Here is a 20,282-nt window from a genome sequence, read left to right as displayed (position 1 = left end):
ATTATGTCAGATACCCGTTTTTCCAAACCTCTTATTTACATGTTAATTGGAAGTGCGCTGATTCTGGCGTTATCCCTAGGGGTACGACATGCTTTTGGGCTGTATCTTGTACCTATGAGTCATGAGTTTAGCTGGGGACATAATGTCTTTAGTCTTGCCATTGCGATGCAGAACTTAATCTGGGGTGCGGTACAACCCATCACCGGCGCTTTTGCCGATAAATATGGCAGTAAAATTGTAGTTGCAGTGGGCGGTGCTTTATACAGCATCGGTTTATTGCTGATGGCCTTCAGTTCCACAGCCTTAATGCTAAATTTAAGTGTCGGTCTAATCTTGGGCTTAGCCCTATCTGCGACATCTTTCCCGGTTTTACTTTCTGCTGTGGGACGTGCCGCGCATCCTGAAAAGCGTAGCCTTGCGATGGGGATTGCCAGTGCCGCAGGTTCATTTGGGCAATTCATTATGTTGCCCTCAACCCTGCTACTTTTACAAAGTATTGGATGGTCAGCAGCCTTGGTGGTCAGTGCGATTTTTATTGCCCTGATTATTCCCTTGGCCTGGATGTTAAAAGCACCTATGTATGTCGCGCCTCAGGCATCAGTGGATCTCAATAAACCCGCTTTAGGTTTTAAACAAATCCTGGTGATTGCCAAAAACCATATCCCCTTTTGGTTCTTGGCCTTAGGCTTTTTTGTCTGCGGTTTTCAGGTGGTGTTTATCGGCATTCATTTACCCGGCTATCTGATTGATCATGGTTTTAATGCCACCACCGGTACTATTTTTCTGGCTTTAGTTGGTTTATTTAATATTGTCGGTACATATAGTGCAGGCTGGCTCGGTGGACGATATTCCAAGCCTCGATTACTCATGGGTTTATACGGTTTGCGCGGGATTGCGATTATCGCCTTTTTGGCGCTGCCTTTAAGCACATGGACAATTTATGGCTTTGGTGTGATTATGGGATTACTCTGGTTATCGACTGTGCCGCTAACCAACGGTATTGTGGCGAGTATGTTCGGAGTGAAATACCTCTCCATGCTCAGTGGTCTGGTATTTTTTACCCATCAAGTCGGTTCATTCTTTGGCGGATGGCTCGGTGGTGTCAATCACGACATGACCGGCAACTACAATATGGTCTGGATGTTTTCAATCGTGCTTAGTCTGGTGGGTGTACTGGTGCATTTCTTTGTCAATGAGGAGGCTGTGATTCATGACTGATTCTCTACGTGGCTTAAAAATCCTGATTGGCTTAGCAGTGTTGGGTTTACTCAGTCTAGCCATTCTATTGTGGTTCAAAACACCGCAACTGTTTGAATATTTCAATCAGGCATTCTGTCCACATTAATGCTTAAAAATCAGCACTTAAACAGCAAAAAAACTGCTTTATTTTGCTGTTTATATTAAAAGTTTAATAATCATAAATTTAATTATTTTTCGTTGTTATTTCATAAGTTTAGCACTTCTTTTGATTTTGCATTTTGGTCATTTTTGATTAGATTTTTTTCACAGCAAAATAATTTGAGAAAAAGATGACCAGCCTTACCCAACTATCCCAAGCCATTCATGATGCACCACGTTGGCATCAGGCAGAACAATTTCAAAACCCAAAAGAAATCAGCATTATTCCATTACAGGGTGAAGCATTAGGTGCGGTTGTTTTTGGTTTGGATGCCCGCAAAGCCCAAGCCGGTGAAACAATTCACCGACTGAAACAAGCTCTGGCTGAACACCTGATTTTAATTTTCAAAAATCAAAGTCTGGATGATTTACAGTACTTGGCCTTTGCCAGTTATTTTGGCTCTATTTTCCGCCCAAGTGCAGACAATCCAGTACTTGCAACGCAATCGGATACGGGCACTCCCCCCGATGTTGTTCCTGTGTCTAATGCCGTGGGTCAAGGTGACTATACCGGACATGGCGAACTGACTCCGCATGCCGATCATCAATGGACGCCACAACCCTCTTTCGGTTCATTACTCTATGCCATTGAACTGCTAGAAGATGGCGGTCAAACCTCATGGTTCAATACCATTAAAGCCTATGAAACACTCGATGAGGCAACCAAACAGCATATTGATCAATTACAACTAATCACCTACAACCCATTTGTCCGTCGACAGCAGGTGAAAGATCAGGATAACAATGGTTATGGCAGCAGTCCTTTATACCGCTTTAAAGATCAACCGATTATTGAGCACGCTTATCCACATCCATTGGTACGCACGCATCCGGAAAGTGGTCGCAAAGCGCTTTGGCTAAATACACGAAGTGAAGTTGAATTGGTGAATTATGATGATCAGGCTGGGAGTGAATTAATCGCTTCATTACGCGAACATCTACTCAAGCCAGAATTTCGCTATGAACATCAATGGCAACAAGGCGACATCGTCTTTTGGGACAATCAAGTCACATTACATTCACGACGTCCCTTCCCTGCCGATCAACGCCGTTTATTAAAACGCATCAGTCTTGCAGGAGGCCGTCCTTTCTAAAGGTTGCTTAAATAAAAATAATAATAAAAACAATAAAAATGCCCGATTTTGAACATCTTGAAATAACAATAACCAAGATTCAAAATGTTCAAATTTTTTGTTCTGCACCTCTCACCATTTAAATTGCTCAATTCAATATTCCAGCAAACTTCGCACCCTAACTCTCCCTTATCTGGTTGCTTAGTTATGCATCCATACCGTGGTTTTGAAACTGTCACCACTATTCAGGATGGTGAGTTAGAACATCATCAATCCGAAGGTAATTACGGTAAAAATTGGTGAAAATGAAGTGCAATAAATGACTGCTATTCGAGACATTTTACATAAAAAATCATGCCAAAAATTTTTCCAAAATCAAAGGTTCACTGGATATAGTTCAACTGTGGATGAATTTATCTCCTGTTGTAAAATGACTAAACCGCATTAGCAGGAACTTATCGAATCCAATATTTAGCGTAGAAAAAATTAACAATATAGGCAGTGAAAAAATCCAAACATGGTTAAAATACAATCAATAGTGTTTATCCAATAATTTCAGGATGATTAGAAAAGAGAGCGATCATGAGTGAAAAAAATGAATCTTATAAATGTCTGGTTTGTGGAAAACATTTTCCGCTAAAAAGTCTTATCCCGATGGGTACAGTACGCAAAGTCATTACAGAAGTAATTTCACAGGATTTTCCTGAATGGTCACCTCAAAGTTATATTTGCCAGGCAGATTTAACCAAGTATCGAATTCAGTATGTTCATTCATTGTTAAAGTCTGAAAAAGGTGAAGTGACTGATCTTGAGTATGAAGTGATTAACAGCATGCAACAGCATGAACTCATCACAAAAAATGTTGAAACCAAACTCGACCAAAACTGGACTTTTGGTGAAAGACTGGCAGATAAAATTGCGTCTTTTGGTGGAAGTTGGGCCTTTCTGATTTGTTTTGCTATTTTTTTAGCCATCTGGATTATTGTTAATACGGTGGTGATGGTCTCACATCCTGCTGATCCTTATCCTTTTATCCTGTTAAATTTAATCCTGTCATGTATAGCAGCTATTCAAGCACCGGTAATCATGATGAGCCAAAATAGACAAGAAGCAAAAGACCGATTGCGCTCACAAAATGATTATCAAATTAACTTAAAAGCCGAGCTGGAAATTCAACATTTGCATGAAAAACTAGATCATCTGTTAATGCATCAGTGGGATCGGCTGGCTGAAATACAAGAAATCCAACTTGAGTTACTCTCTGAAATGAGTAAAAAACATTAAAAAAATCTGTGCATATTGTCATTCAATAACCCAGAAAACGGGAATGAGTTAATTTCCCAAATGCTTATCGCAAAAAAATACAGCCCGCCGATTTGATGAAATCTGCTGATGAACTCTACCTCAAAATGCTCATTGTATAATTGTCAAAATTTCGCTTTATGCGCTGCATAAAAAAACCCGCAAGCCTTCACTTACGGGTTTTTCAATCCAAGACTTAAATCAGACTTAGAATAAACGGTTCATACCGTTCAATGTTGCCACACGGTACGCTTCCGCCATCGTCGGATAGTTAAAGGTGGTTTCAACAAAATATTTAATCGTGTTGTTACCACTATTCATCACCGCTTGACCGATGTGAATAATTTCTGAAGCATTGTTACCAAAACAATGGACACCCAAAATTTCCAGAGTGTCACGATGGAATAGAATCTTCAACTCACCGACAGTGTCGCCAGTAATCTGCGCACGTGCCAAGTGACGGAAAGACGCTTGCCCTACTTCGTAAGGAATCTTTTCTTCAGTCAATTGCTGTTCAGTCTTACCAATCGATGAAATTTCCGGAATGGTATAAATACCTGTCGGAATATCCGTTACTGGTGCAACATGTTCACCGCTCATATTTGAACCTGCGCAACGACCTTGGTCATAAGCAGCAGAAGCAAGCGATGGCCAACCAATCACGTCACCGGCAGCGTAGATATTTTCCACTTCAGTCTGGTACTGATCATTTACGGTTAACTGACCACGGCTGTTTGGTTTAATACCCACATTTTCAAGGCCTAAACCATCTGTATTACCCGAACGACCGTTACACCACAAAATGGCATCAGCTTTAATTTTCTTACCACTTTGTAAATACATCACCACGTGATCATCGAATGTTTCAAGATGATCCAGTTGTTCATTATGACGAATCAACACACCCTGTTCACGCAAACGGTAAGACAAGGCATCCGAAATTTCATCATCCAAGTAACTCAACAATTTGTGCTGTGTATTAATCAAATCAACTTTATGGTCCAGACCAATGAAGATCGATGCATATTCACAACCAATAACACCTGCACCGTAAATGATGATTTTTTGGATTGAAAAATCCAGATCCAAAATTTTATCTGAATCAAATACACGTGGATGATTAAAATCAAGCGCCGCTGGACGGTATGGACGCGAACCTGTCGCAATCACCAATTGCTGGAAAACAATAGTTTCTTTAATCCCGTCATCACTGAAAATTAGTGCGGTATTTTGATCTTGGATGTATGCACGACCATGATAAATATCAATTTTATTGCGATCATAAAAACGCGAGTGTGTTTCAACCTGTTGCTGAATCACTTTATGTGCATTACGCAATACTTGTTTCATGGTGAACTGTTTCCAGTCGCCCACTTTCTGGAACATTGGGTCACGCTGGTAACGTAAAATGCTCGATACCGTTTGACGTAATGCTTTACTTGGAATAGTTCCTACATGAGTACAGTTACCACCTAACTGCTCACGAATATCAACAATTGCAACACGCTTGCCTGATTTAGCAAGTTTCATTGCTGCGCCTTCACCAGCTGGGCCTGAACCGAGAACTACCGCGTCGTATTTAACGAAAGTTCCACTAACGACCTCTTTTTTACGTGGCATTCAACGCTCCTTTAAACAAAATCTATCTTTAATCAATCTGAGTTATATTATGACGTAATTCCCATGCATTTGGTGTATTTAGCTGACATATATTGAGTGATAACCACATTTTTTAAATGAATATCGTTTTTGCCCTATTTCAGCCTAAGTTCGCTATAATATAGGGGCTATTATGTCTCGCATCTCCCCCGTCAAAAACAGTGGAAAAGTTGAATATGTCTGAAAACCGTAAACCAGAACAGGGTGTCAAACTTCGTGGCGCAGAGAAGGTCGCTCGTATTCCTGTAAAAGTTGTACCTACGGTTGAAACGCCACGCAAACCGGATTGGATTCGCATCAAAATGGCGGCTCCTGATGAAGTTCAACGGATTAAAACCACGTTACGCGCACAAAAATTACATACAGTTTGTGAAGAAGCGGCTTGTCCTAACCTGCCGGAATGTTTTGGTGGCGGTACAGCAACCTTCATGATTATGGGTGATATCTGCACCCGTCGCTGCCCGTTCTGTGACGTTGCACATGGTCGTCCGAATACACTTGATCCAGATGAACCTCGTCATATGGCAGAAACGATTGCCAACCTGGGTTTAAAATATGCGGTAATCACCTCTGTTGACCGTGATGACCTTCGAGATGGTGGTGCTCAGCACTTTGTAGATTGTATCAAGGAAGCACGCGAATTAAGTCCAAAAACCTTACTTGAAATTCTAGTTCCAGATTTCCGTGGTCGTATGGATGTGGCTTTACGCATTATGACGGAATGCCCGCCAGACGTATTCAACCATAACATTGAAACTGTACCACGTTTGTATAAAGCGATGCGTCCAGGTTCTGACTATCAGCATTCATTAGACCTGCTTAAAATGTTTAAAGAATATTGCCCTGACGTTCCAACCAAGTGTGGATTGATGGTTGGTTTGGGTGAAACTGAAGAAGAAGTACTGGCACTGCTTGATGATCTTCGCGCGCATGATGTGGATTACATCACCATCGGTCAGTATTTACAGCCTTCCAAGCAGCATGCACCGATTGACCGCTTCGTAACACCAGAAGAATTTGAACGCTATACTGCACATGGTCAAAAGCTCGGTTTCAAAAATATTTGGGCAGCCCCGATGGTTCGTTCAAGCTACTTTGCTGACCGTCAATACTATGGCGAACCTGTTCCAGCGGTACGTCGTAAAGTCGATCCTGCCAAGAAAATTGCCGTTCAAACCATCGAAGCTTAATTCAGTCTAAATAAAAATCAGCCTGATTGAATGATGCCAATCTAATCCATTTAGGTTGGCATTTTTATTTTAAGATTCTAAAAATGACCCGATATAAAAAAATCCCCTATTCAAATAGAGGATTTTTTAAAGAATGATAGATCAAAAACTATAGATTAAGCGGCTTTACTCGGCACACCGCTATGAAAGCGAAATAAATTATCCGGAGTTAAAATCAGGTTTTTTTCAACTTCACGAAAGTGTGCAATACGCTGCTGAATATCTTCTTTAGGATTTTTTAACTTTGAGGTTTGAGCGACATCCAATGCCAATGCCAAGTAATCCTCAAAGTGACGAGATTCAGACTTCAGCAGATAACGATAGTATCTACCTAAGTCTTCATCTACAAGCGGTGCGAGCGCATAGAAACGCTCACATGAACGCGCTTCTACAAAAGCACCAATAATCATAATGTCGATTAAAGCTTCAGGCTCATAAGTACGTACTTCTTTACGCAATCCACCTGCATAACGACCTGCACTAATTGATTGCCATTCCTGCCCACGTTTGGTCATTAGTTCAAGCACTTGTTCATAGTGCAACATTTCTTCACGCACCAACTGTGCCAGCTTAACCTGTAAATCGGTAAAGAACGTGTAGCGAAACATCAGGTTCATGGCCGTACCTGCTGCTTTCTTTTCACAATTGGCATGATCTTGCATGAGTAACTCTAAGTTATTCATTGCTTCATCCAACCATGCTTTTGGCGTTTCACATCCCAAGAAGCCAAGAACTGGCTTCATAAGATCATCATAATTTATTAAAGACATAATTCTAAAAACTTATCTTGCTGATTTAATGATAGCTTTCATTTGTTGAACGGCTTGAGCTAAACCCACAAACACAGCATCGGCAATAATGGAATGACCAATATTGAGTTCATGAATTTGCGGAATTTGAGCAATTGGCGTGACATTTTCAAGGTTTAAACCATGTCCTGCATTCACCAACAAACCTTTAGAGGCTGCATATTCTGCACCTTGAACAATACGCTCAAGTTCGTGCTGTTGTGCTTCCGCTGTTTTTGCATCTGCATAAGCACCGGTATGAATTTCAATGGTCGGCGTACCACAAGCAATTGCGGCATCAATTTGTGCAATATCGGCATCAATAAACAAGGACACTTCACAACCAATCGCAGTTAAGGCTTGGGTGGCTGCTTTGACATCTTCAAAATGTCCTAAAACATCCAGACCACCTTCAGTGGTCACTTCCTGACGTTTTTCTGGAACGAAGCAAACATGATGTGGCTTGATTTCTTTGGCAAATTCAACCATTTCAGCGGTCACAGCCATTTCCAGATTCATATGCGTTTTCAATAACGGACGCATACGACGCACATCATCATCCTGGATATGGCGACGGTCTTCACGTAAATGCAGGGTAATCCCTTCTGCACCGGCTTGTTCACAAATCAATGCAGCCTTGACTGGATCTGGATAAGTGGTTCCGCGCGCCTGTCGCAATGTCGCCACATGGTCAATATTTACACCAAGCAATGCAGCCATAAAAATTTCCTAACCATGATTAAAAATTAAGATTGAGATTTAGATTGAGTATTTTGAACCCACAATTGACGGCTTTTCAGTGGTCGCTCTCCCAAAAGAGAGGTAATCATCTGCCGATACAGTTGCGCCAACAATTGTAACTGCTCCAGGTTAAAATCCCTACCCTTTTCATAATCACGTATCGACAGAATGTGCTGTCCCGATAAAGTTGAGCGTGACTGTTGTGCGGTGGGGATAAAACCTTCATTGAGCAGAAATTGATAATTTTGAGTTGCCTTAATCTCATGTTGCTGAGCATCAGTACTAAAGTCGAGTGCATAGCCCAATTCTTCTAACAGTGCATGTTCAAACTGACGCAAAATTTGTCTGAGAAAAAGATGAGGGTTTTCGTGTTGTGCCAATTGCTGCAGTTGTTGCAAGGTCTGATGATATTGCACGAAGGTCTGTGGCATTTCGACTTCAACTGGACACAAACGAAGAATAAGTTCATTTAAATAAAAGCCAGAAAAGAAGGCATCGCCAAAGAAAAAAACCGGCTGATTGACAATTTCTAGTTTAGTAAAATTTTTAAGATCCGATTTTCCAGAAGCTTGCAAGCAAATCGGTTGGTATTGCGGAGGTAGCGTTTGTCTTAAGATTCCATCAACACGACCATGCTCCTGCGTAAACAAATGCACGATATGACTGCGCTCACGGTATTTACGATGATGGATTAAATAGCCATGCAATTCTTCATTTCGCATGAATAATCAAGTCTAATCTTTTTTCTTTTTAGAGTCGTCATCACTTTCTTCATCATCCCCATCAGGAATGACCGCACCCACGACGGCAGCAGTTCCTTTAACCACACCCTTCGTGGTTTTATAAGCCACTTTTACAGGGACAGTGACAAGTTTATGAATACAGCCTTGCAGAAATAAAACACATGCTACAACTGCCAATACTTTGATCATCACTATTCCCTATAAACCTATAAAAGAGTTGCTTATCAAAACTGTTTAGATATCGCTATAACCTAAACTTTTTAATGCACGTTCGTCATCAGACCAACCGCCTTTCACTTTAACCCAAAGTGTCAGCATGATCTTTTGTTCAAACATTTTTTCCATATCAGCACGCGCATCCATACCGATTTTTTTCAGCTTCGCGCCTTTTTCACCAATCACAATGGCCTTTTGACCTTGGCGATCAACAAAAATCGTTGCATCGATATAGATACATGCTGGTTTTGGACGACCGGTTTTTTCATGAACAGTCGCTTCTTCAGTCTTGAATGACTCAATCTGTACTGTTAAATCATACGGCAGCTCTTCACCTAACTGACGCATGATCTTTTCACGAATCACTTCAGAGGCAAGGAAGCGCTCTGAACGATCGGTAATTTGATCCAATGCATACAAAGGTGGCTGAAACGGTAAATAGTTTTCAATCGTGTCACGCAAATGATCAAGATTTGAGGCACGCAAAGCTGAAACAGGAACAATTTCTGCGAAATTCATCAACTTCGCTCGTTCTTGAATCAATGGCAAGGCACTGTTTTTATTTTCAAAAGTGTCAATTTTATTGATTACTAGAATAACGGGCATTTCTGCATTTTTAAGCTTTTCCAAAACCAGTTCATCGTTTTGAGTCCACTTTTGAGCATCTACAACAAATAGCACCAAGTTCACATCACGTAGTGCAGAAGATGCCGCACGGTTCATCATTTTATTGATGGCACGGACTTCTTTTTTGTGCATCCCCGGCGTATCCACAAAGACTGCCTGAGACTTTTCACGTGTATCAATACCGACAATCTTGTGACGGGTCGTTTGCGGCTTACGTGAAGTAATAGAAAGTTTTTGACCTAAAATATGGTTCATTAACGTAGATTTACCCACGTTTGGACGCCCCACAATAGCTACAAATCCACTTTTAAAATCTGCAGGGATAGTTGTGCCTTGTGAACTGAAAAAATCATTAATCAGGTCGTTGCCGTTGCTTTGCGGCTCGTGATCAGCATCGATGTGATCAGAATGTGTAGTCATGCAGATTACTGCTCCAATTGTTTTAAAATATCTGCCGCTACTGCTTGCTCAGCAAAGCGACGGCTGGATCCTTCACCATACAATACAGGCAAACCCTCGATAATACATTCCACTTTGAAATGCTGATTCGGGGCATCGCCTTGAATATCCACAACATCGTAAATAGGGAGAGGCTTTTTACGGGCTTGTAAATATTCCTGTAAGCGTGATTTGGGATCTTTGAGTTGGTCTGTAGGCTCAATATGGTCTAAATATGGCTCGTACCATTTCAGTACGATCTCTTGCAAGACTTTTAAATCATTGCAGTCGACATAAATTGCACCAATAATCGCCTCTACAGTATCAGCAAGAATAGATTCCCGATGATGTCCACCCGATTTCAACTCGCCTGTGCTTAAGATTAAACACGGACCAAGTTTCAAATCGTTTGCAATTTTGCCTAATGCTTCTTGACGAACCAATGTGGCACGCATACGCGTTAAACGCCCTTCATTTTCACGAGGGTAGGCTTGATACAAATAATGGGCAATGATCATCCCTAACAACGAATCGCCTAAAAACTCTAGACGCTCATAGTTAGATTTATGACTCACCGATCGGTGTGTCAGTGCAAGCTGCAATAATTCAGGCTGTTTGAACTGATAACCGATACGGCTGACCAAGTGCATATCACTTAGTTTGGACTGACCTTTGATCAAAACTTTTCTCGAACTTTAACACTAAATCTATATTGAGTAAGAAAGGCTTTCTTATCTCATACTCTTTTTTCACTTGCAGACCATCGGTATTGATGACTTGTGCAATATCTTTAAACTTGATATCACGAATGCCATTCATATCGAAACGCTGCCCTATCTGTTTCTCAAACTCAGAAGGTGAAATGTTTTTCGGGCTACTTTGCATTAACTCCGTAATCTGATTATCAATTAAACGATCATCCAGATACGGTCCCCAGACTGCAATTGCAATTTTTGCTAAAAAAGCAAAACCAATAATTGCAACCAAAACTCCAATATATGATGCACCTTGTTGATTTTTACGCATTTGTTATTTTTCCAATCATGCTTAATCAATTTTACCGTTACGATTAAATGACGGCAATTTAAAACCAGGCTCTTTATGCATCCAGATATAGAATGCACGACCCGTTAAGTTTTCTTCCGGTACAAAGCCCCAAAAACGACTGTCAGCACTTTGATCGCGATTATCCCCCATCGCGAAGTAATGACCTTTTGGAACTTTGACTTCCCAATATAAACCATTTTCAGCCGAGTATTTACCATTTTCAACATAATTAATAAACGGCGCTTGGCGTGCGACATTTACACCCTCAAGCTCACGCATTTTAAAGGTGTGCTTACCCAGTGTTTCTTGATGATAAATCGACATTGGTGTATCTAAAATGTCTTTTTCACGGCTAAATTCAACTGGAACTTTGGCGACCTTATTACCATTAATTGAAAGCTGACCATGATCATAAACAATATGATCACCTGGCAAACCCACTACACGTTTAATATAACTAATGGTCGGTTGTGGTGGATAGCGGAATACAATTACATCACCACGTTCGGGTTCACCCACCTCAATCACTTTAGTATTTACGATAGGTAAACGTATTCCATAGTTGAATTTATTGACCAGAATAAAATCACCGGTTTCTAATGTCGGCACCATCGAATCTGATGGAATATTAAAAGGCTCATATAAAAATGAACGTAGGATCAAGACCACTGCCAACACCGGCCAAAAGTCATAAGCCCATGTAATAATGAAATTTTCATTATCCTTGCCTAGAGTTTGTCTTTGTTTAAAGACAAACTTATCCAACAACCACACCAAAAAGAAAATTAATGTGGCTGGTACAAGGATTAAATTAAAATCAAAATCCATGGGCTTATATCCTCAATCTTATTATCTTTCTACTTTCAATACAGCCAGGAACGCTTCTTGCGGGATTTCAACACTACCCACTTGCTTCATGCGTTTCTTACCTTCTTTTTGCTTGGATAGAAGTTTCTTCTTACGTGAAACGTCACCACCATAACATTTCGCCAATACGTTTTTACGCATAGCTTTTACAGTCGAGCGCGCAATAATTTGTGCACCAATTGCAGCCTGAATCGCGACATCAAACATCTGACGTGGAATCAGCTCTTTCATTTTTTCAACCAGTGCAATACCACGGTGACGCGCATCATTACGATGAACAATCATCGCCAAAGCATCCACTTTTTCACCATTAATCAACACATCCACTTTGACCAATGATGAGCTTTCAAAACGCACAAAGTTATAATCAAGCGAGGCAAAACCGCGTGAACATGATTTCAATTTATCAAAGAAATCCATTACCACTTCAGCCAAAGGCACTTCAAAGGTCAAAGACACTTGCTTACCCAAGAACTTCATTTCTTTTTGAACACCACGACGTTCAACACATAATGTCATGACGTTACCCAAGTATTCTTGAGGAACCAAGATATGACATTCAGCAATCGGTTCACGTAAATCTTCAACCGTTGAACCATCGGGCATTTTCGATGGACTGTCGATGTAAATGGTTTCGCCATTTTTCATTAACGATTCATAAATTACCGTTGGTGCAGAGCTGATAAGGTCTAAATCGTACTCACGCTCTAAACGCTCTTGTACAATTTCCATGTGTAGCATGCCCAAGAAGCCACAACGGAAACCAAAACCTAAGGCATCTGAACTTTCAGGTTCGAAGAACAACGCAGAGTCATTAATTTGTAATTTATGCAACGCTTCACGGAATGGTTCAAAATCGCTGGCATCAATCGGGAACAAACCTGCATAGACCTGTGGTTTAACCTTTTTAAAACCCGGTAATACAGCAACATCTGGTGTAGTAGCTAAAGTGATGGTATCGCCCACTGGCGCACCAAAAATATCTTTAATTCCGGCAATCACAAAACCTACTTCACCCGCTTCTAACTCACCTGTTTCAGTATGCTTAGGGTTAAAAATACCCACTGATGTCACGATATGGGTTTGACCAGTCGATTTGACCAGCATTTTGTCACCCTTACGGATACGACCTTCTTTAACACGAACCAGAGAAACTACACCTAAGTAGTTATCGAACCAAGAATCGACAATCAAGGCTTGTAAAGCAGCGTCACGATCACCGACCGGTGGCGGAATCACATTGACCAGTGTTTCTAAAACACCTTCAACACCTAAACCTGTTTTCGCAGAACAGGTCGGTGCTTCTGTCGCTTCAATCCCGATAATATCTTCAATTTCTTGAATTACACGCTCAGGTTCAGCCTGAGGTAAATCAATCTTGTTTAAAACAGGAAGAACTTCAAGACCTTGTTCAATCGCGGTATAACAGTTAGCAACAGACTGTGCTTCTACACCTTGTGCCGCATCTACCACCAGTAAAGCACCTTCACAGGCTGCTAGCGAGCGTGACACTTCATAGGAAAAGTCAACGTGTCCCGGTGTATCAATGAAATTCAATTGATACTCTTGACCATTTGGATGGGTGTAATACAGGGTTACGGAAGCAGCTTTAATGGTAATTCCGCGTTCACGCTCAATGTCCATAGAGTCAAGGACTTGCGCTTGCATTTCGCGAGCTTGCAGACCACCACAGGTTTGAATAAATCGATCTGCAAGCGTCGACTTACCATGATCGATATGTGCAATAATCGAAAAATTTCGTATATTATTGATATTAACTGACTTTTTAGCAACTGCCATAAACTACTCTAAATCTGAACACACAATCACATACTCGAACAAACAAAGTATTTATGACGTGCAAAAAAGGATATTCCGAAGATGTTGCACAGTATAAGCAGTAGATAGTTAAAAATACAGAGAGCTTTTAAAAATAGTCGGTTTCTTCTGCAAAACTTTGCTATAAACTATCCTCGCTCAAGTATTGATATATGAATGTAATGACAGCAATTAAATCAAGTCTTTTAAACCGTAGTTGACAGGAATGTAGGGATCAATATTAACCTTTTAAATTAATATTGGTGAAATCTAGCGGGTTAATCTCAGCTGCTATCGGTTGATAGGCTTGGGTAAACGTCGGTGACATGCGTTTTGGTCGACCTGTTGCGATTTCAATACACGCCCATTTGGTATTTCCTGTAAATAAAATACTTTGGTCTTGAGGACGATAGAAGACGTATTGACGAAAAGAATACAGTGCATTGAGATCATTCAACCAGGTACGCAAAATAATCTTTTCACCTTCAAAAGCCGCTTTACGATATTGCACATGATGCTCAATCGCCACCATTGCATGCTTCAATTCAAGGTATTCTTTAAGTCCCAAACCCAAAGCTTCAATATGTGCAGTCGCAACTTCCTGTATCCACTGCATATACACCACATTATTCACATGTCCCAAACTGTCAATATGATCTGCTTGAACGGTCATTTCTAAATCAAAAACTGTGCTCATATATTCTTTAAACCCGTACTCGTTGCAAAAATTTCGCTCAAGGAACCACAGTCTACGTAATTTTAAGATCGAGTAAAATTGCAAAATATAAAAAAACCACTCATTTTCAGAGTGGTTTTGCTGTTCATTTATTTATTGAGACTATTCAATACGCATTCCCAAAATTGCGCGTTGATCTTGACGAATAATCGAAACCCGAGCAATTGAACCTTTTTTCAACTCAGATACAGATTTGATGAAATCCTCACTATTCAGAATGGTTTTATTATTGATCTGAGTAATGATATCGCCTGCAGTCAGGCGCGATTGTGCAGCAATACCGCCTCGCTTCACTTCCTCTACCAAAATACCGCCTTTAATATCCAGCTGTGCTTGTTCAGCAGCGCTTAGGTTGCGAATGCTAACGCCGATCACAGGACCTTTTTGTTGGGCGGTTTGTTCCACTTTTGCCGGGGTGTCATCTGGAGCAGTCGTCACGGTCGCCGAGATATTGCGGGTTTTATCATCGCGTAAAACTTGCAACTGAATCACTTGATTAGGCGTAGTCCGGTTTAAATAATTCAACAAATCAGAAGTTCTTGAAATGGGTGAACCATTATATTTCAAGATTACATCGCCCGACTTAAAGCCGGCTTTGGCTGCGGGTGAATTTGGCGCTACCTGTGTCACCAGTGCACCTTCTGGTTTGGACAGGTGATAAGATTCTGCAAGGGTACGATCAATATCTTGCAGCATTATTCCTAAGTATGAACGCGTGACCTTGCCATTCTTTTTCAGCTGCTCTGCCACATCCATGGCCACATCAATCGGAATAGAGAATGACAAACCCATATATCCGCCAGTACCACTAAAGATTCGTGAGTTTACCCCAACCACTTCACCATCTTGATTAAACAGTGGACCACCCGAATTCCCGGGATTCAAAGCCACATCGGTTTGAATAAATGGAACCGAGGTTTCTCCCATCATGTTGCGCATTTTTGCGCTGACAATACCGGCTGATGCAGAATAGTCAAAGCCAAACGGCGAACCAATAGCCAGTACCGGCTCTCCCACTCTGAGTCGATCGACATTACCGGTACGTAACTCAGGGAAATTCGAACCATTGACTTTTAGAAGCGCAACATCGGTACGCTCATCACTTCCGACCACAGTCGCATCAATTTCACGGCGATCGCTCAGCATGATCGTGACTTTAGAAGCATCTTCTACCACATGATGATTCGTTAAAAGGTAACCATCTTTACTGATAAAGAATGCGCTGCCATAACCCGTTTTTTCTTGTGGGGCTTGTTGCTGTGGAATAATCACCCGATTACCAAAGAAACGTTTTAATATTTCAGGAACCTGCTGCTGTAGCAATTCTTGCTCTGTCATTTTTTTAACGACATTTACACTCACAACTGCCGGGCTAACTTGTTCTACCAGATTGGAAAAATCTACTGGGGATGCTGCTTGTGTTTGCGCTGCAGCTATCGTAAATACCGCAGCATAAATTCCTTTTTGTACATAGCGATTTTTCATATAAAGCATTCGCTCCATTTCATTATAAATATGTGTAGACAGTTTCTAGCATAAACTTTGTCTATCTTGGGTAATAATATGTTTGATTATATTTGTATAAACAACAGCTTAAAGTTTTCTTAAAAGTTTGTTGGTTTATTACTTTTTCTCATCATACATTAGCATATTTGCTCTTGTTTTTTGATCAAAAAAGCGGTGTCATTAGCGAACTTTTTTTCGAATTAGCTGATTGACATGTCTAATTTAAACACAACGCATCATTTTGATGTGATCATTGTGGGAAGTGGCGGTGCAGGTTTAAGTCTGGCTTTATCGCTACCCGATCATTTCAATATTGCAGTTTTGGCAAAATCGACCTTGACAGATGCCAGTACTTTTTATGCGCAAGGCGGTGTCGCAGCTGTTCTGGATGAAACCGACTCAATTGAACAGCACATTGATGACACCATGATTGCAGGCGCACAACTTTGTGAGATTGAGGCGGTAAAACAGACAGTAGAAGGTGGCAAACCTTCAGTTGATTTCCTTTTAAAGCATGGTGTGCAATTCACCTTAGATGAGCAAGAACAATTGCATTTAACCCGTGAAGGCGGGCATTCACAGCGACGTATTATTCATGCCGCAGATGCAACCGGTCGTGCCATTTCAACCACGTTGGTTGAACGCGCCCAAGAAAAACACAACATCACTATTTTTGAAAATTATATTGCGATTGATTTAATTACTTCGCAAAAATTAGGGCTAAAAGATCAAGGCAATCGTGCTCTTGGCTTATATGCGCTGGATGAAAAAACTGAAAAAGTACATACCTTTTTAGCACCTTCTACCGCTCTGGCGTGTGGTGGGGCAATGAAAGCCTATTTGTATACATCCAATCCCGATATTGCGACCGGTGATGGTATTGCCATGGCCTATCGTGCCGGTTGCCGCGTTGCCAATATGGAATTTAACCAGTTCCATCCAACCTGTCTTTATCATCCTCAAGCGCGTTCATTTTTAATTACTGAAGCCATGCGTGGTGAAGGCGCTTATTTACGTTTACCTGATGGTGAACGTTTTATGCTGCGTTTTGACGAACGTGCTGAACTTGCGCCACGTGACATTGTGGCACGTGCCATTGACTATGAAATTAAGCGTTTGGGGATTCGTCATGTCTGGCTAGACATTACCCATAAAGATGAAACGTTTATTAAAGAGCACTTCCCGACCCTATATGCACGTTTACTTGAATTAGGGATCGACATTACCAAGGACATGATTCCGGTGGTTCCTGCAGCTCACTATACTTGTGGCGGCGTGATGGTCGATGAAAATAGCCAGACCGACATTGAGGGACTCTATGCCATTGGTGAAACCTCTTATACGGGTTTACATGGCGCTAACCGAATGGCCAGTAACTCACTTTTAGAATGTTTTGTCTATGGAATGAGTGCTGCAAAACATATCGAAAGTCAGTTCAACACCAATTATATCTCTCCAGATGTACCGGCTTGGGATGATTCTCAGGTAATGAATCCGGATGAAGATGTGGTGATTCTGCAAAACTGGGATGAACTGCGTCAAACCATGTGGAACTATGTCGGGATTGTGCGAACCACCAAACGCTTGGAACGTGCCTTACACCGGATTGAAATGCTGAAACGGGAAATCACTGAATATTATCAGGATTACCAAGTCAGCAAAAACCTGATTGAACTGCGTAATCTGGTTTTGGTGTCGGAGATGATTGTGCGCTGTGCGATGGAACGTAAGGAATCACGAGGTTTGCATTACACCCTGGATTATCCTGAGCTTGGACCTGAACTGCGTAAAACCATCCTAATTCCACCTAGCTTTCAAGTAGAAACACCATTGGTCAATGCTGAAGCCTAGTTTTTAAAAGTTGTAAAAACAAAAAAAAGCCGAACATCTCTGTTCGGCTTTTTTAATGCTACATAACATTTATTTATTATTTATCGTTGAGGTGGTATGGAATAGGTGCTTACAGCATGCGCAATCGGTTCTTCCGTATCCATAGAATATAACCATACATCCCCGACTATCAGTGCCTTGCCGACTTTCATTAATCGACAAACCGCACGAATATCCTGTTCTGCTGTAGGCTTTCTTAAAAAATTGATGGATAAATTGGTCGTAACAGCCAACGCGACAATGCCGATCTCGCCTAGTATCGCAATATAAAGCGCATAATCAGCAGCGGTCATCATGGTTGGTCCCGACACCGTTCCACCCGGTCTTAAATCAGCAGCACCCACATGATAAATAATGGATGCAGCTTTTTCAGTCACTGTTTCTATTTCGCATTTTTCCAGACTTTGTGGAAATTCAGCCTGTAAAAAAGAAATAATTTCTGCTTTGGTACTTTTCATTTATGCTTTATCTTCATCCCTGATGATGTTGAATATAAAAGAATAACTCACCTTAAGCACTGATCTTTTTGATCTTTGTTTCAATCTAAAAAGTTATTTCAGATAAGCCACTGCCTGTTCAAACACCTGATCTGGTGTTTGAGTAGCATCCAGACGCTTAATCCGTTCACCTTGTTGCTCCCACAGCTCATGATAACCTGAACGCACTTTCTCAAAGAAAGTCGCTTTCTCCTGCTCAAAGCGATCCAGTGCGCCTCGTTCACGTGCACGTGACATGCCCAGTTCAGTCGGTGCATCTAGCCAAAACGTGATATTCGGCATATGCGAGACAAAATTGGCATTTAATAGCTGTAATTTTTCTTTGCTTAAACCACGTCCCGCACATTGATAGGCAAAACTGGCATCGGTAAAACGGTCACACAGGACTGTTTTACCCGCAGCCAGTGCCGGTACAATCACTTGCTGTAAATGTTGCGCGCGGGCAGCATACATTAATAGCAGTTCAGTATCATTGGACATGTTTTCTTCATGATTGACCGACAACAACAGCGAACGGATTTGCTCTGCCATTGGGGTACCGCCCGGTTCACGAGTCAAGACTACTTCATGACCTTGCTGTTCCAAATAGTCATAAATTTTACGAATGAGTGTGGTTTTCCCGACACCTTCAGTGCCTTCAAAACTAATAAACATCCCTCACTCCTGCTTCGATTTTAAAACTGACAAGTAATCCTGCACTGCACGATTATGCTCATCCAAACTTGCCGTAAATTTATGCCCACCATTACCGGTTGCCACAAAATAAATATTGTTTGATGCATCTGGATGCATCGCTGCTTCAATTGCTTTTTGACTTGGTAAGGCAATAGGTGTTGGCGGTAAACCACTGTTAGTATAGGTATTATAGGCAGTCGGTGTACGCAAATCTGTACGGGTGATATTGCCTTTATAGTTATCTCCCATACCATAAATCACGGTTGGATCAGTTTGCAGACGCATCCCCATTTTCAAACGGCGCACAAATACACCAGAAACTTGTTCCAGTTCACGATCGAGACTGGTTTCTTTCTCAACAATTGAAGCCATAATTAAGGCTTCATATTTATCTTTATAAGGTAAGTCAGAGGCGCGATTTGCCCATGCTGCGTCCAAAGATTTCATTTGACGGTTATACAAATCTGTCAGAATCTTTTTATCTGTTTCGCCTTTGGCGAAGAAATAGGTATCCGGTGCAAACAGACCTTCAGGATGATTAAACGGAATATTCAACGCTTGCAGCATCTGATCTTGCGGAAGATTCAGCACTTCTTTGGTGACTAAATCATCTTTCTTTAAAAGTTCAATTAACTGCTTAAAGGTCGTACCTTCAATCACCAGAATGCGATTCATTTGTGCATTTTCAGAATTCGCGAGCATATCCATCACTTGACGAATCGTCATGCCCTGACGCACTTCATATACACCGGCTTTCATAGTGTCATGAATGATAAATTTTTGATAAAGCTTTAATATAATCGGGAAACTGACTTTATCTTCTTTGGCTAAACGATTAATAAAGCCTGAATAGGTATCACCTGTTCCGATCGCCAGCAGCTGCTTTTCACCTTCGACAGGATAAGCCTTAAATAAGCTTGACCATAAGATGACTGAAGCCATGACCACGAAACCCATGAATAGAACGATGAAACCTTTCAATGGAAATACTTTTGTGGCTTTCTTTTTTGAGTTTTTGTTTGTGCTGTACAT

General features: G+C 41.1%; 22 protein-coding genes. 7 read left to right on the top strand and 15 right to left on the bottom strand.

The window, feature by feature from the left end:
- Nucleotides 1-3: 3 nt before the first annotated feature.
- From HLH18_RS11275 to HLH18_RS11260, 5 genes are all read left to right on the top strand, one after another.
- A complete protein-coding gene (locus HLH18_RS11275) occupies nt 4-1,218 on the top strand; it encodes an MFS transporter (protein ID WP_171546908.1) in 1,215 nt (404 codons plus the stop codon).
- Entirely contained in the window at nt 1,211-1,345 is a 135-nt protein-coding gene (locus tag HLH18_RS16220) for a hypothetical protein (protein ID WP_284729610.1), read from the top strand. The genes HLH18_RS11275 and HLH18_RS16220 overlap by 8 nt, the downstream gene beginning before the upstream one ends.
- 184 nt (nt 1,346-1,529) lie before the next feature.
- Complete coding sequence (locus HLH18_RS11270; RefSeq protein ID WP_171546907.1) at nt 1,530-2,492, top strand: TauD/TfdA dioxygenase family protein; 963 nt, start codon at nt 1,530-1,532, stop codon at nt 2,490-2,492.
- 84 nt (nt 2,493-2,576) lie between these two features.
- Nucleotides 2,577-2,774 carry a pirin family protein gene (locus tag HLH18_RS11265; protein WP_250852409.1) on the top strand — a complete coding sequence of 66 codons (198 nt, stop codon included), beginning with the start codon at nt 2,577-2,579 and terminating at the stop codon, nt 2,772-2,774.
- A 279-nt stretch (nt 2,775-3,053) separates the two neighbouring features.
- A complete protein-coding gene (locus HLH18_RS11260) occupies nt 3,054-3,755 on the top strand; it encodes a DUF1003 domain-containing protein (RefSeq protein WP_171546905.1) in 702 nt (233 codons plus the stop codon).
- 225 nt (nt 3,756-3,980) lie between these two features.
- Here HLH18_RS11260 and sthA read toward each other — a convergent pair whose 3' ends face one another.
- Entirely contained in the window at nt 3,981-5,393 is a 1,413-nt protein-coding gene (sthA, locus tag HLH18_RS11255; protein ID WP_171546904.1) for a Si-specific NAD(P)(+) transhydrogenase, read from the bottom strand.
- A 215-nt stretch (nt 5,394-5,608) separates the two neighbouring features.
- On the opposite strand from sthA, the gene lipA reads away from it, so the two are divergent.
- Nucleotides 5,609-6,622: a lipoyl synthase gene (lipA, locus tag HLH18_RS11250; protein WP_214647330.1), complete on the top strand. Its 1,014-nt coding sequence runs from the start codon at nt 5,609-5,611 to the stop codon at nt 6,620-6,622.
- 155 nt (nt 6,623-6,777) lie between these two features.
- On the opposite strand, the gene HLH18_RS11245 is transcribed toward lipA, so the two are convergent.
- The 11 genes from HLH18_RS11245 to HLH18_RS11195 all read right to left on the bottom strand — a co-directional run bounded on the left by HLH18_RS11245 (nt 6,778) and on the right by HLH18_RS11195 (nt 16,167).
- Entirely contained in the window at nt 6,778-7,431 is a 654-nt protein-coding gene (locus HLH18_RS11245) for a MiaE family protein (RefSeq protein ID WP_171546902.1), read from the bottom strand.
- Nucleotides 7,432-7,443: 12 nt separating this feature from the next.
- Nucleotides 7,444-8,169 carry a pyridoxine 5'-phosphate synthase gene (gene pdxJ, locus HLH18_RS11240; protein ID WP_171546901.1) on the bottom strand — a complete coding sequence of 242 codons (726 nt, stop codon included), beginning with the start codon at nt 8,167-8,169 and terminating at the stop codon, nt 7,444-7,446.
- A gap of 26 nt (nt 8,170-8,195) precedes the next feature.
- Entirely contained in the window at nt 8,196-8,912 is a 717-nt protein-coding gene (recO, locus tag HLH18_RS11235; RefSeq protein ID WP_171546900.1) for a DNA repair protein RecO, read from the bottom strand.
- 12 nt (nt 8,913-8,924) lie between these two features.
- A complete protein-coding gene (locus HLH18_RS11230; RefSeq protein ID WP_171528017.1) occupies nt 8,925-9,122 on the bottom strand; it encodes an NF038104 family lipoprotein in 198 nt (65 codons plus the stop codon).
- A 45-nt stretch (nt 9,123-9,167) separates the two neighbouring features.
- Nucleotides 9,168-10,196: a GTPase Era gene (gene era, locus HLH18_RS11225; protein WP_171546899.1), complete on the bottom strand. Its 1,029-nt coding sequence runs from the start codon at nt 10,194-10,196 to the stop codon at nt 9,168-9,170.
- 5 nt (nt 10,197-10,201) lie between these two features.
- On the bottom strand, nt 10,202-10,894 hold the full coding sequence (gene rnc, locus HLH18_RS11220) for a ribonuclease III (protein WP_171528000.1): 693 nt from the start codon (nt 10,892-10,894) through the stop codon (nt 10,202-10,204).
- On the bottom strand, nt 10,866-11,240 hold the full coding sequence (locus HLH18_RS11215) for a DUF4845 domain-containing protein (RefSeq protein ID WP_171546898.1): 375 nt from the start codon (nt 11,238-11,240) through the stop codon (nt 10,866-10,868). The genes rnc and HLH18_RS11215 overlap by 29 nt, the downstream gene beginning before the upstream one ends.
- 21 nt (nt 11,241-11,261) lie before the next feature.
- Nucleotides 11,262-12,089, bottom strand: a complete 828-nt coding sequence (lepB, locus tag HLH18_RS11210) for a signal peptidase I (protein ID WP_171546897.1) — start codon at nt 12,087-12,089, stop codon at nt 11,262-11,264.
- Nucleotides 12,090-12,110: 21 nt separating this feature from the next.
- A complete protein-coding gene (gene lepA / locus HLH18_RS11205; protein ID WP_171546896.1) occupies nt 12,111-13,928 on the bottom strand; it encodes a translation elongation factor 4 in 1,818 nt (605 codons plus the stop codon).
- Nucleotides 13,929-14,187: 259 nt separating this feature from the next.
- Nucleotides 14,188-14,643, bottom strand: coding sequence for an acyl-CoA thioesterase (locus tag HLH18_RS11200; RefSeq protein ID WP_171546895.1), 456 nt, complete (start codon nt 14,641-14,643; stop codon nt 14,188-14,190).
- Nucleotides 14,644-14,784: 141 nt separating this feature from the next.
- Nucleotides 14,785-16,167: a Do family serine endopeptidase gene (locus HLH18_RS11195; RefSeq protein WP_171546894.1), complete on the bottom strand. Its 1,383-nt coding sequence runs from the start codon at nt 16,165-16,167 to the stop codon at nt 14,785-14,787.
- 228 nt (nt 16,168-16,395) lie between these two features.
- Here HLH18_RS11195 and nadB point away from each other — a divergent pair, with 228 nt between their 5' ends.
- Complete coding sequence (nadB, locus tag HLH18_RS11190) at nt 16,396-18,039, top strand: L-aspartate oxidase (RefSeq protein ID WP_171547021.1); 1,644 nt, start codon at nt 16,396-16,398, stop codon at nt 18,037-18,039.
- 80 nt (nt 18,040-18,119) lie between these two features.
- On the opposite strand, the gene HLH18_RS11185 is transcribed toward nadB, so the two are convergent.
- The 3 genes from HLH18_RS11185 to mltG form a co-directional block, all read right to left on the bottom strand.
- A complete protein-coding gene (locus tag HLH18_RS11185) occupies nt 18,120-18,536 on the bottom strand; it encodes a PaaI family thioesterase (RefSeq protein ID WP_171527994.1) in 417 nt (138 codons plus the stop codon).
- A gap of 93 nt (nt 18,537-18,629) precedes the next feature.
- A complete protein-coding gene (gene tmk / locus HLH18_RS11180; RefSeq protein WP_171546893.1) occupies nt 18,630-19,229 on the bottom strand; it encodes a dTMP kinase in 600 nt (199 codons plus the stop codon).
- 3 nt (nt 19,230-19,232) lie between these two features.
- Nucleotides 19,233-20,282 carry an endolytic transglycosylase MltG gene (gene mltG / locus HLH18_RS11175; protein ID WP_171546892.1) on the bottom strand — a complete coding sequence of 350 codons (1,050 nt, stop codon included), beginning with the start codon at nt 20,280-20,282 and terminating at the stop codon, nt 19,233-19,235.

The organism is Acinetobacter sp. ANC 5414, from assembly GCF_013004295.1.
GTDB lineage: Bacteria > Pseudomonadota > Gammaproteobacteria > Pseudomonadales > Moraxellaceae > Acinetobacter.
This window is presented reverse-complemented; position numbering and strand designations above follow the sequence as displayed.

What these genes read in the sequence shown, in the direction of transcription:
- HLH18_RS11275 (WP_171546908.1), top strand. Translation starts at nt 4, where the DNA reads ATGTCAGATACCCGTTTTTCCAAACCTCTTATTTACATGTTAATTGGA.
- HLH18_RS16220 (WP_284729610.1), top strand. Translation starts at nt 1,211, where the DNA reads ATGACTGATTCTCTACGTGGCTTAAAAATCCTGATTGGCTTAGCAGTG.
- HLH18_RS11270 (WP_171546907.1), top strand. Translation starts at nt 1,530, where the DNA reads ATGACCAGCCTTACCCAACTATCCCAAGCCATTCATGATGCACCACGT.
- HLH18_RS11265 (WP_250852409.1), top strand. Translation starts at nt 2,577, where the DNA reads ATGTTCAAATTTTTTGTTCTGCACCTCTCACCATTTAAATTGCTCAAT.
- HLH18_RS11260 (WP_171546905.1), top strand. Translation starts at nt 3,054, where the DNA reads ATGAGTGAAAAAAATGAATCTTATAAATGTCTGGTTTGTGGAAAACAT.
- sthA (WP_171546904.1), bottom strand. Translation starts at nt 5,393, where the DNA reads ATGCCACGTAAAAAAGAGGTCGTTAGTGGAACTTTCGTTAAATACGAC.
- lipA (WP_214647330.1), top strand. Translation starts at nt 5,609, where the DNA reads ATGTCTGAAAACCGTAAACCAGAACAGGGTGTCAAACTTCGTGGCGCA.
- HLH18_RS11245 (WP_171546902.1), bottom strand. Translation starts at nt 7,431, where the DNA reads ATGTCTTTAATAAATTATGATGATCTTATGAAGCCAGTTCTTGGCTTC.
- pdxJ (WP_171546901.1), bottom strand. Translation starts at nt 8,169, where the DNA reads ATGGCTGCATTGCTTGGTGTAAATATTGACCATGTGGCGACATTGCGA.
- recO (WP_171546900.1), bottom strand. Translation starts at nt 8,912, where the DNA reads ATGCGAAATGAAGAATTGCATGGCTATTTAATCCATCATCGTAAATAC.
- HLH18_RS11230 (WP_171528017.1), bottom strand. Translation starts at nt 9,122, where the DNA reads ATGATCAAAGTATTGGCAGTTGTAGCATGTGTTTTATTTCTGCAAGGC.
- era (WP_171546899.1), bottom strand. Translation starts at nt 10,196, where the DNA reads ATGACTACACATTCTGATCACATCGATGCTGATCACGAGCCGCAAAGC.
- HLH18_RS11215 (WP_171546898.1), bottom strand. Translation starts at nt 11,240, where the DNA reads ATGCGTAAAAATCAACAAGGTGCATCATATATTGGAGTTTTGGTTGCA.
- lepB (WP_171546897.1), bottom strand. Translation starts at nt 12,089, where the DNA reads ATGGATTTTGATTTTAATTTAATCCTTGTACCAGCCACATTAATTTTC.
- lepA (WP_171546896.1), bottom strand. Translation starts at nt 13,928, where the DNA reads ATGGCAGTTGCTAAAAAGTCAGTTAATATCAATAATATACGAAATTTT.
- HLH18_RS11200 (WP_171546895.1), bottom strand. Translation starts at nt 14,643, where the DNA reads ATGAGCACAGTTTTTGATTTAGAAATGACCGTTCAAGCAGATCATATT.
- HLH18_RS11195 (WP_171546894.1), bottom strand. Translation starts at nt 16,167, where the DNA reads ATGAAAAATCGCTATGTACAAAAAGGAATTTATGCTGCGGTATTTACG.
- HLH18_RS11185 (WP_171527994.1), bottom strand. Translation starts at nt 18,536, where the DNA reads ATGAAAAGTACCAAAGCAGAAATTATTTCTTTTTTACAGGCTGAATTT.
- tmk (WP_171546893.1), bottom strand. Translation starts at nt 19,229, where the DNA reads ATGTTTATTAGTTTTGAAGGCACTGAAGGTGTCGGGAAAACCACACTC.
- mltG (WP_171546892.1), bottom strand. Translation starts at nt 20,282, where the DNA reads ATGTACAGCACAAACAAAAACTCAAAAAAGAAAGCCACAAAAGTATTT.